The following is a 7,056-nucleotide window of genomic DNA, read 5'->3' as shown; positions in this document are numbered from 1 at the left end:
TCTCTCGAATGGCTGCGCCATTCGGGAAGGGGGACGCCCCCGGCGCGGCGGGGCGGCCCTTGCGCGGGGGCACTGGCCTTGGATCGCGCGCGTGCTACGGCCGTGCGCCGAGGACGCAAAAGAGCAAGGGCTCTGACCGATCTGGTCAGAGCCCTTTTGTTTTGCCGTGTTGTCGGGCCTGGAGCCCAGTTGCTCAAGCCGCCTTTTCGACGTGCCCCTGGCGCGTGTAGAGGAAGTCGATCACCGCCTTGCGGTAGTGCACGTACTGCGGGTCTTCGGCCAGCTCCACGCGCTTGCGGGGGCGGGGCAGGTCGACGGCCAACACTTCGCCGATGGTGGCGGCCGGGCCGTTGGTCATCATCACGATCTTGTCGGACAGCAGCACGGCCTCGTCCACGTCGTGCGTGACCATGACCACGGTGCTTTGCGTGCGCGCCACGATCTCCAGCAGCTCGTCCTGCAGCTTGGCGCGGGTCAAGGCGTCGAGGGCGCCAAAGGGCTCGTCCATCAGCAGCACCTGGGGTTCCATCGACAGGGCGCGGGCAATGCCCACGCGCTGCTTCATGCCGCCCGAGATTTCGCCGGGCCGCTTTTGCCCGGCGTGCGTGAGGCCCACCAGGGCCAGGGCCGCGTCGGTGCGCGCCTTGAGCTGGGCCTTGGACTCCTTGCCGCCAAACACGCGCTCCACAGCCAGGTAGATGTTGTCGAAGCAGGTCAGCCAGGGCAGCAGCGAGTGGTTCTGGAACACCACGGCACGCTCGGGGCCGGGGCCGTTGATTTCCTTGTTGGCGCACAGCAGCGCGCCGTTGGTGGGCGTGGTGAGGCCCGCAATCAGGTTCAGCAGCGTGGACTTGCCGCAGCCCGAGTGGCCGATGAGCGCCACGAATTCGCCCTTGGCAATCGTCAGGTTGATGTCCCGCAGCGCGGGGAACAGGCCCTTGGCCGTCTTGAAGGTCTGCTCGACGCCGTGGATCTCGATGAACTTGGTGGTGAGAGAGGTATGCATGAGGAACTCCTGGTGTGTGCCGAGGGCCACCGGGCACCGGCATGGCCGGGCCCGTGGTGATGGTGGTGTTGGTGGTGCTGTCGCTGCGGCCGCCGTGCGGCGCAGGGGGGTGTCAGGCCTTGACCTCTTCGAACGTGAACGCCGTGGCCAGCTTGATGAGCGCCATCTCCAGCGCCAGGCCCACGATGCCGATCACGAAGATCGCGATGATGATGTTCTTCACGTTGAGGTTGTTCCACTCGTCCCACACCCAGAAGCCGATGCCCACGCCGCCGGTCAGCATCTCGGCGGCCACGATCACGAGCCACGCGGTGCCCACGGCCAGGCGCACGCCGGTCAGCATGTAAGGCAGCACGGCGGGGAACAGGATCTTGGTGGCGATCTTCCACTCCGACAGGTTCAGCACGCGGGCCACGTTCATGTAGTCCTGCGGCACGCGCTGCACGCCCACGGCGGTGTTGATGATCATCGGCCAGATGGAGCAGATGAAGATGGTCCAGATGGCGGCGGGGTTGGCGCCCTTGAACACCAAGAGGCCGATGGGCAGCCAGGCCAGGGGCGACACGGGCCGCAGCAGGCTGATCAGCGGGTTGAACATGCGCGAGAGGAACGCAAACCGCCCGATGACGAACCCGGCCGGAATGCCCACCAGCGCCGCCATGCCGAAGCCGATGGCCACGCGCTGCAGGCTCATCAGCACGTTCCAGCCCACGCCCTGGTCGTTCGGGCCGTTGCGGTAGAAGGGGTTGCTGAACACGTCGAGCGCCTGCACCCAGGTGTCCTTCGGGCTCGGGATGCTGCCGCCCGTGGTGGTGGACACCACGGCCCACAGCCCGATGAGCAGACCCAGGCCGCACAGGGGCGGCAGCACGGCCATCCAGAAGCTGCGCGACAGCGCGGCCCAGTCGCGTGCGGGGCGCGGGGCGGGCGCAGCCACTGCGGTTTGAGAGTCTTTTTTGACTTTTGCGCTTGATGGCAAAGCGCTGCTAGCTACGTTATTTGTAGCAACCGACGCCTTTGCGGCGGCATCCATCGGGGCGTGAAAGACGGCACTGACCATGGTGTCCTCCTGGTTTCAACGGGTGGGGCTTTGGGGCTTTGGGGTTTCAGGCTTTGATCTTGAAACCGTCGGCGTACTTGGCGGGGTCCTTGCCGTCCCACACCACGCCATCGATCAGCTTGCTGGTGCGCATCACATCCTTGGGCACGCTGATCTTCATGGCGCTGGCGACCGACTTGTACAGGTCGATCTGGTTGATCTGCTTGGCGATGCCCAGGTAGTCGGGGTGGTCCTTGATCAGGCCCCAGCGCTTGTGCTGGGTCAGGAACCACATGCCGTCGGACAGGTAGGGGAAGTTCACCGCGCCGTCGTTGAAGAACTTCATGTGGTTGGGGTCGTCCCAGGTCTTGCCCAGGCCGTTCTGGTAGCGGCCCAGGATGCGCTGGTTGATCGCGTCCACGCTGGTGTTGATGTAGGCCTTCTGCGCCACCGTCTCGGCCATCTTCATCTTGTTGGACAGGCCGGCGTCGATCCACTGGCTGGCCTCCAGCACGGCCATCATCACGGCGCGCGTGGTGTTGGGGTACTTCTTGGTGAACTCGGCCGTGGTGCCCAGCACCTTCTCGGGGTGGTCCTTCCAGATGTCCTGGGTGGTGTTGGCCGTGATGCCGATGCCGTCCATGATGGCGCGGTGGTTCCAGGGCTCGCCCACGCAGAAGCCGTCCATGTTGCCCACGCGCATGTTGGCCACCATCTGTGGTGGCGGCACGGTGATGAGCTTGGCGCCCGAGATGGGGTTGATGCCGGCGGCCGCCAGCCAGTAGTGCATCCACATCGCGTGGGTGCCGGTGGGGAAGGTGCCGGCGAAGGTGTATTCCCGCTTTTCGCTGGCCATCAGCTTGGCGAGCGACGGGCCGTCGACCGCGCCCTTGTCGGCCAGGGCCTTGGACAGGGAGATGGCCTGGCCGTTGTTGTTCAGGCTCATCAGCACGGCCATGTCCTTCTTCGGGCCGGCCGTGCCCATGTGCACGCCATAGACCAGGCCGTACAGCACGTGGGCAAAGTCCAGTTCGCCGTTCACCAGCTTGTCGCGCACACCGGCCCAGGAGGCTTCCTTGGTGGGGATGATGGTGACGCCGTATTTCTTGTCGAAGCCCAGCACCGAGGCCATGACCACGCTGGCGCAGTCGGTCAGCGGGATGAAGCCGATCTTGACCTCCTTCTTCTCGGGGGCGTCGGAGCCCTGGGCGTGCACCAGTGCGCGCAGCGCCGGGCTGATGCCCACGGCGCCCACGGTAGCGGCCTGCAATACGGAGCGTCGGTTGAGACTGGTTTTCAGAAGATCGGTCATGGTGCGGTTCCTCGTAGCGTTGAAAACAAAAAAGGCGTCCTCTCCTGCCGGGCTGCACGGGGCAACTGCGGTGTCAGAGAGGGACGCCTTTGTCCATGGCAACGGCCCGTAGGCCTTGCCTGGCACCGGCCCGCCATTGGGTCGGTGCTGCGAGATGGGACCGTCATTGGTCTTGCAACCTCTATTGCAAGCAGCGTGCCAGCTTCGTTTGCGCCACGATGGCGCACCAATCGCTACGTTTTTGATAGCTTCAATCGCTTGATGGATAAGCGCTGTGGCACTATTTGGTTAGAAAATCACTGTTGCCGTTCTGCTTGTGCTGGATTTGCACTGCCTTTGTGCGGCGCACCATCAGGGAGAGGGCGGTCAAACTGGACGCAGCCCAGGCGAGGGCAGCCGAGCAAGGGCCGCCCCGCAGCGAGGGCTGCGTCCCCTTCCCGAATCGCGCAGCGATTCGAGAGAAGGGGGAAGGTGCGAAGCACCTCAGGGGGATGCGACCTGCCTACCCCAGCAGATCCGCCACATCCAGCATGCGCTGCGCCACATCCACCAGCTTCAGGCCCTTGTCCATGGCGGTCTTGCGCAGCTTCTCGTAGGCGGCCTGTTCGGTCAGGCCCTGGCGCTGCATGAGCAGGCCTTTGGCGCGGTCGATGGTCTTGCGGTCCTTGAGCTCCGTCTTCGCGTCCGCCAGCTCGGCGCGCAGCGCCTGCTCGTGCTGAAAGCGCGCCATCGCCACGTCCAGGATGGGCCGGATGCGCTGCGGGGCCAGGCCCGCCACGATGTAGGCCGACACGCCCGCCGCCACCGCGTCCTTCACGTGCGATGTGTCTTCGTCGTTGGTGAACATGACGATGGGCCGGCGCTCGTTGCGCGTGGCCATCACCACGTGTTCGAGCGCATCGCGCGCTTCGCTCTCGGCGTCCACGATGATGAGGTCGGGCTGCAGCTGGGCCAGCCGCTCGCTCAGGAACACGTCGGCGGGCAGCGTGGCCACCAGGTTGAAGTTGTTTTCCAGCAGGCCGATGCGCAGCGCACGCGACCGCTCTGCCTGCAGCAGGGCGTGTTCGTCGTCAGGGTCGGTCACCGCCAGGTCCGGGGCCACCACCACGATGCGCAAAGCCTCATTCATGCCCCGAGCATAAGCAATTTTTACGCCACAAAGTGGTGCATCGAACCGGTGCACGCCCCCCCGAGCGGTGCGGCAGGGGCGGTCTGCGGACTTGAGGGGCCTGAAACTTGCTAATAGTTTGATACGCGGCAGGGCATACCCGCTAGGCGCTGGGTTGGCGGCTCGCATATACATCCGGTCACTTTGACATACCTCTTTGGAGTTTTCTGCATGAACAAGCACATCGACCGGCGCCGGTTCTCGGCCAGCCTGGCCCTCGCGGCCATCGCTGCGGCCGCTTTCCTGTCCGGCTGCGGCAAGGTGCCCGACACCATCAAGATCGGCGTGGCGCAGCCGCTGAGCGGCCCGCTGGGCGGGCTGGGGCAAGACCTGCTCAATGGCGTGAACCTGGCAGTGGCCGAACTGAACAAGGGCGGCTACAGCGTGGATGGCAAGAAAGTGACGCTGGAAGTGGTGTCGGTGGACGACAAGGCCGATTCCGCCACGGGCAAGACCGTGGCCCAGCAGCTGGTGGATGCCGGCGTGGTCGCGGTGATCGGCCACCTGAACTCGGGCGTGAGCATCGACACGGCCGCGGTGTATGCCGCCAAGGACATCGCGCAGATCGCCATCTCCACCAACCCCAAGTTCACGCAGCTGGGCTTTCCCACCACCTTCCGCATGGTGGCCAACGACACGCTGCAGGCGCGCGCCATTGGCTCGTTTGCCGCCACCCAGCTGGGTGCCGCGCGCTATGCCGCGCTGGACGACGGCACGCCCTATGGCAAGGGCCTGGCCGACGGAGCCGCCGAGCAGCTCAAGGCCGAGAAGAAAGAGGTGGTGGTGCGCAAGTCGTTCGACGACAAGACGGTGGCGTTCGACGCGCTGGCGGCCGAGCTCAAGGCCGCCAATGTCGAGGTGATCGTCTCCACGCTGAATGACTTCCAGGCCCTGGCGCTGCTGGAGGCGCTGCGCAAGGTGGACCACACCAAGGTCAGCCTGCTGGGCGGCGACACCATCAAGACCACCGACATGACCAAGGCCATGGGCATGGTCGCCGGCATCTACGCCACCTCGCCCGTGCTGGAGGCCAAGGAATTCACCACCGGCAAGCCCTTCCTCGAAAAGTACATCGCCGCCTACAAGAAGCCGCCGGCCTATGGCGGGCATTACAGCTACGACAGCACCTATGTGCTTTCGGCCGCGATCCAGAAGGCCAAGTCGGCCGACCCCAAGGACATCACCAAGGCCATGCACAGCATCAACGGCTATGCGCCGGTGATCGGCACCATGACCTGGGACGAGAAGGGCGAGCAGCGCTATGGCGCCGTGGGCGTGTACGAGCTGCGCGCCGGAACGTGGGAGCTGCGCATGCGCTCCGACCGCTGGTAACCGCGCGGGGCAGGCTCCCGGGCCCTGGGTTTTACACTCGGGGCATGAGTTTGCTGATACTGGGCATTGAATCCTCGTGCGACGAAACGGGCGTGGCGCTGGTGCGCAGCACCGGCGATGGCGCCGTGCCCACCTTGCTGTCGCACGCGCTGCACAGCCAGATCGACATGCACCAGGCCTATGGCGGCGTGGTGCCCGAGCTGGCCAGCCGCGACCACATCCGCCGCGTGCTGCCGCTGGCCACCCAGGTGCTGGCCGACTCCGGCCATGCATTGCGCGAGGTGGACGTGGTGGCGTACACGCGCGGGCCCGGCCTCGCCGGCGCGCTGCTGGTGGGGGCCGGCGTAGCCTGCGCGCTGGGCGCCGCCCTGGGCAAGCCCGTGCTGGGCGTACACCACCTCGAAGGGCATTTGCTCTCGCCCTTCCTCAGCGCCGATCCGCCGGAGTTCCCGTTTGTGGCGCTGCTTGTGTCCGGCGGCCACACCCAGCTGATGCGGGTGGACGGCGTGGGCCGCTACGAGATCCTGGGCGAAACCATTGACGACGCTGCGGGCGAAGCCTTCGACAAATCCGCCAAGCTCATGGGTCTGGGCTATCCCGGCGGGCCCGCGCTGTCGCGCCTGGCCGAGCAGGGCAGCGCCACGGCCTTCAAGCTGCCGCGCCCGCTGCTGCACAGCGGCGATCTCGATTTTTCATTCGCAGGCCTCAAGACGGCCGTGCTCACGCAGGCCAAGAAGCTGGGCGACGAGCTGGAAGCCCGCAAGGCCGACCTGGCCGCGAGCACCGAGGCCGCCATCGTCGAGGTGCTGGTGAAGAAGACCCTGGCGGCACTGAAGCAGACGGGCCTGAAGCGCGTGGTGGTGGCCGGCGGCGTGGGCGCCAACCGGCTGCTGCGTGCCCAGCTCAACGCCGCCTGTGCGCAGAACAAGGTGCGCGTGCACTACCCCGAGCTGCACCTGTGCACCGACAACGGCGCCATGATTGCCATGGCCGCTGCCATGCGGCTGCAGGCCGGGCAGCAAGAGGCCAACACCGACTACGCCTTCGATGTGAAACCGCGCTGGCCGCTGGACGCCATCACGGTGCCCGGCACGCCCACCGCAGTCTGAAATCGGTATAAAAAGTGCCTGATCAGGTACTTATCTCAGACAGACCCGTTCGCCCTGAGCCTGTCGAAGGGCTGCTGGCAAAGGGCGCCC

6 protein-coding genes are annotated in these 7,056 nt (G+C 65.9%); 2 read left to right on the top strand and 4 right to left on the bottom strand.

The features are described 5' to 3' along the window. Window positions 1–193: 193 nt before the first annotated feature. From ACOQFS_RS04450 to ACOQFS_RS04435, 4 genes are all read right to left on the bottom strand, one after another. The gene (locus ACOQFS_RS04450; RefSeq protein WP_421561741.1) at window positions 194–1,006 is read right to left on the bottom strand and encodes an ABC transporter ATP-binding protein; all 813 of its coding nucleotides are present in this window, start codon (window positions 1,004–1,006) and stop codon (window positions 194–196) included. 112 nt (window positions 1,007–1,118) lie between these two features. Next, the gene (gene ntrB, locus ACOQFS_RS04445; RefSeq protein WP_421561740.1) at window positions 1,119–2,066 is read right to left on the bottom strand and encodes a nitrate ABC transporter permease; all 948 of its coding nucleotides are present in this window, start codon (window positions 2,064–2,066) and stop codon (window positions 1,119–1,121) included. A gap of 46 nt (window positions 2,067–2,112) precedes the next feature. Next, window positions 2,113–3,357 (bottom strand): CmpA/NrtA family ABC transporter substrate-binding protein, encoded by a 1,245-nt coding sequence (locus ACOQFS_RS04440; RefSeq protein WP_421561739.1) that lies wholly within the window; start codon window positions 3,355–3,357, stop codon window positions 2,113–2,115. A 502-nt stretch (window positions 3,358–3,859) separates the two neighbouring features. Further along, window positions 3,860–4,486: an ANTAR domain-containing response regulator gene (locus ACOQFS_RS04435; RefSeq protein ID WP_421561738.1), complete on the bottom strand. Its 627-nt coding sequence runs from the start codon at window positions 4,484–4,486 to the stop codon at window positions 3,860–3,862. A 210-nt stretch (window positions 4,487–4,696) separates the two neighbouring features. Between ACOQFS_RS04435 and ACOQFS_RS04430 the strand changes: the two genes are divergently transcribed. After that, a complete protein-coding gene (locus ACOQFS_RS04430; RefSeq protein ID WP_421561737.1) occupies window positions 4,697–5,857 on the top strand; it encodes a branched-chain amino acid ABC transporter substrate-binding protein in 1,161 nt (386 codons plus the stop codon). Window positions 5,858–5,901: 44 nt separating this feature from the next. Continuing rightward, window positions 5,902–6,966, top strand: a complete 1,065-nt coding sequence (gene tsaD, locus ACOQFS_RS04425; protein ID WP_421561736.1) for a tRNA (adenosine(37)-N6)-threonylcarbamoyltransferase complex transferase subunit TsaD — start codon at window positions 5,902–5,904, stop codon at window positions 6,964–6,966. Window positions 6,967–7,056 lie beyond the last annotated feature (90 nt).

This window comes from Paracidovorax sp. MALMAid1276 (genome assembly GCF_049198005.1).
Taxonomy (GTDB): Bacteria; Pseudomonadota; Gammaproteobacteria; order Burkholderiales; family Burkholderiaceae_C; genus Acidovorax.
This window is presented reverse-complemented; position numbering and strand designations above follow the sequence as displayed.

Excerpts from the sequence above, each read along its gene's own strand:
- ACOQFS_RS04450 (WP_421561741.1), bottom strand. The coding sequence starts at position 1,006 with ATGCATACCTCTCTCACCACCAAGTTCATCGAGATCCACGGCGTCGAG.
- ntrB (WP_421561740.1), bottom strand. The coding sequence starts at position 2,066 with ATGGTCAGTGCCGTCTTTCACGCCCCGATGGATGCCGCCGCAAAGGCG.
- ACOQFS_RS04440 (WP_421561739.1), bottom strand. The coding sequence starts at position 3,357 with ATGACCGATCTTCTGAAAACCAGTCTCAACCGACGCTCCGTATTGCAG.
- ACOQFS_RS04435 (WP_421561738.1), bottom strand. The coding sequence starts at position 4,486 with ATGAATGAGGCTTTGCGCATCGTGGTGGTGGCCCCGGACCTGGCGGTG.
- ACOQFS_RS04430 (WP_421561737.1), top strand. The coding sequence starts at position 4,697 with ATGAACAAGCACATCGACCGGCGCCGGTTCTCGGCCAGCCTGGCCCTC.
- tsaD (WP_421561736.1), top strand. The coding sequence starts at position 5,902 with ATGAGTTTGCTGATACTGGGCATTGAATCCTCGTGCGACGAAACGGGC.